Below are 2,259 nucleotides of genomic sequence, written 5' to 3'. Positions count from 1 at the left end.
GCAGAAGCTGGCTTTAGTAGCTGCTTAAACCTCTATTTTTGATGTCAGTTAAATATGGGGGGATTACCATATCGATAAAGTTTTACTTAACAGCGAAACAAAAACTAACCTAGTTGCAGCAGTTTCTTCCACACCTGATGAAATTGAGATATATACTACTGAAGGTGAATGGATTAAGAAAAAGGTAAATTATAAAGATAATAAATTTCATATTATTCTAGAAAAAAATGAAGAAGTTCCTACATTTAACAATTCTGTTTTTATAAGAAATCCCTATAATAAGGATAAGTTTGATGGTTATAGCCTTGTGCCATTAAACTAACGAATTTAAAAGGTTATCAAAAGCAATTAAATTTTAATTGTCACCTTTAGAATGCCATCAGGATGACGGCTTATTTAATAAGTCCTAAACAGAATCGTTGATCATTGCTTTTATGTAGGGTATTTCTAAGGCGTTAATGCCATTTTCATCAAAGTGACGATACCTTCATTTACGCCAATTGCCGCCAGAGATAATTTTTTTAATCATGCTGGTTTTCCTGCAGTCGTTTCGCTTCCAGGAATAAATCATTACATTGCTCTTCCATAACCCCACTCACCAACTCAACCTTATAAAAACTAGGCGTATTAGATAAAATCTCCCTGGCACCAATCTGAATCTGCCTTCCAAATAAATCATGTAAAAATGCAATTGACGAACCGTAAAATACTTTAGGGATCATGGCCCAATACATAGCAGCCGCACACATGGGGCAAGGTTCAGCTGTGCTATAAAGGCTCAATTTACTCCGATCGCCATCAAATCCATTACTAAATAAGGTATGAATAACCGATAACTCACCATGCATTAAAGGATGGTTATTCGCCGAGTTAACCGACTTTAGAAGAATTTCACGATCATCATAAACAATGATCGCACCATAGGGTGCGATGGGGTTAGACTTGGCAACTTCGATTGTTTCTCTCATGAATTCATACACATAAGAATCAAAAGTTTTTATTTCTGGAGGTGATGTGGTTTTCATTAAATGAATCGCATTCTAAGGGCTGGCACTCAGCCTGCCCCAACTTTACATGCATAATCTGTGGGTTAACGTTTTAAACAAATCCCGAAAAAGCTCGCAAGCCTCCTTATAAATCCCCGGACTATTCGACTCCCTGGGTCCACCAATGTTTAATACGCGAATATCATTATCATTAATCCAGGCTTTTATATTCTGCACAGCCTCATCTTTGTTATCCATGCTAATAATTAAGTGGTGTTTCTTTTGACGCTCTGCATCGTCAATGGTTAATTTCGTGCCATCCTTTACTCTTTCAGGTAAAGGCCAGCTTGGCACAATAATTAAAGTTCCATCGGAATCACGGATATTTAATTTCGTTCTCTCATCAGGATCACTGGTTGTGGCCTCTTTTAAGGCAGGGAATTGCTTTAACACATTAACATTGTTCTCATCCAGGCCGCCCTTTGGACACCAGCCGCCAATATCGATACCCATTTCCGTTGCGATTAATAAAGCCGCTTGATCAACGCCAGTTTGTCCACCTGAGACTATTTTCTCAATCATGCAATGATCTCCTGATTTTCTTTTGAATACTTAAAGGGGGTAAATTTCTTGGGGAAGTCATAAACATCGATTCCTGTTTTATGCTTAATGCAATTAACCAAAAGATTGGCTGGGCCAGCAAATACAATGCTGTAAATGGCTTTTATTGAAAAACTGAGCGCTACTACTTTTAGGATACTGCTTAAAGGGATTGAGGCCAGTTCCATCATTAAGATGGCAAAAAATGAGTAGAGGAGCTCCGAGAAAGTCGAAGAGCCCAAACTTCTTAACCAAAAATGCCGACCTTTAAGAAGGACTTTCCATCGCGTTAAAATATAAGAATTGGCTAAATTGGCGACAATATAGGCAATAAAACCACTGATGGTGATCCGTAATAACGATAAGCCCAATACGTAATTATAAAAGCCTTGTTCTTTAAAAAAGCCAGGATGAGGTGAAATTAGAACGAGTTGGCATACTAAAACAAAAAATAATTGGGCCAGAAACCCCGAAATGATTAACCATTGTGTAATTTTATAGCCATATACCTCTGCAATGATGTCGTCCAGAATGAACACTAATGGCGAGGTAAAAGAACCGCCTAGAACAAACAGCGCATCAGTGCCAATATAGCGATTGGTTAAAACAGCATTGCAAAGCATAATGCTCATATAAAGCATGCTCAGTAAAAGGAGCACTTTATAGGCTATAG

Annotated in this window: 3 protein-coding genes; all 3 read right to left on the bottom strand. The window is 37.9% G+C overall.

Annotated features, from left to right (window positions below; translation table 11 throughout):
- Positions 1 to 521: 521 nt before the first annotated feature.
- On the bottom strand, positions 522 to 1,025 hold the full coding sequence (locus tag Lery_RS14705; protein ID WP_058528010.1) for a nucleoside deaminase: 504 nt from the start codon (positions 1,023 to 1,025) through the stop codon (positions 522 to 524).
- 45 nt (positions 1,026 to 1,070) lie between these two features.
- Positions 1,071 to 1,568: a putative molybdenum carrier protein gene (locus Lery_RS14700; RefSeq protein ID WP_058528009.1), complete on the bottom strand. Its 498-nt coding sequence runs from the start codon at positions 1,566 to 1,568 to the stop codon at positions 1,071 to 1,073.
- Positions 1,565 to 2,259: queuosine precursor transporter (locus Lery_RS14695; RefSeq protein WP_237759246.1), on the bottom strand; the 695-nt coding region annotated here is incomplete at its 5' end. The genes Lery_RS14700 and Lery_RS14695, both read right to left, overlap by 4 nt.

Source organism: Legionella erythra (assembly GCF_001467615.1).
Taxonomy (GTDB): domain Bacteria; phylum Pseudomonadota; class Gammaproteobacteria; order Legionellales; family Legionellaceae; genus Legionella_C; species Legionella_C erythra.
The sequence above is the reverse complement of the archived record's forward strand: the minus strand, read 5'-3'. Positions and strand labels throughout refer to the sequence as shown.